Origin of the sequence: Mesorhizobium sp. M1C.F.Ca.ET.210.01.1.1, assembly GCF_004791585.1 — a bacterium.
In the GTDB taxonomy this organism is placed as follows: Bacteria; Pseudomonadota; Alphaproteobacteria; order Rhizobiales; family Rhizobiaceae; genus Mesorhizobium.
Genome location: NZ_SRUU01000213.1, coordinates 1 through 289, shown reverse-complemented (window position 1 = coordinate 289; position 289 = coordinate 1). Strand labels below are relative to the sequence as shown.

Genomic DNA, 289 nt, shown 5'->3' with positions numbered 1-289 from the left:
CCAGCTCCATGCGCACCTGCTTGATGATCTGGTTGCTCAGCGCCGATTCCTCGCGGGCATCGGGGCCGTCCAGGCGCAGGCGGGCACCACCGATGGTGTAGCCCTGTTCGTACAGCAGGCTGCGGATCTGCCGCACCATCAGCACGTCATGGCGCTGGTAGTAGCGGCGGTTGCCTCGGCGCTTGGCCGGCTCAAGGCTGGGAAACTCGGTCTCCCAGTAGCGCAGGACGTGCGGCTTGACGTCGCACAGCTCGCTGACCTCACCAATGGTGAAGTAGCGCTTGGCCGG

Annotated in this window: 1 protein-coding gene; it reads right to left on the bottom strand. The window is 65.7% G+C overall.

All coding sequences use genetic code 11. From position 1 onward, the window contains the following. A partial coding sequence (locus EN853_RS33630) for a MerR family transcriptional regulator (protein ID WP_135861386.1) occupies nt 1–289 on the bottom strand: 289 nt, incomplete at both ends.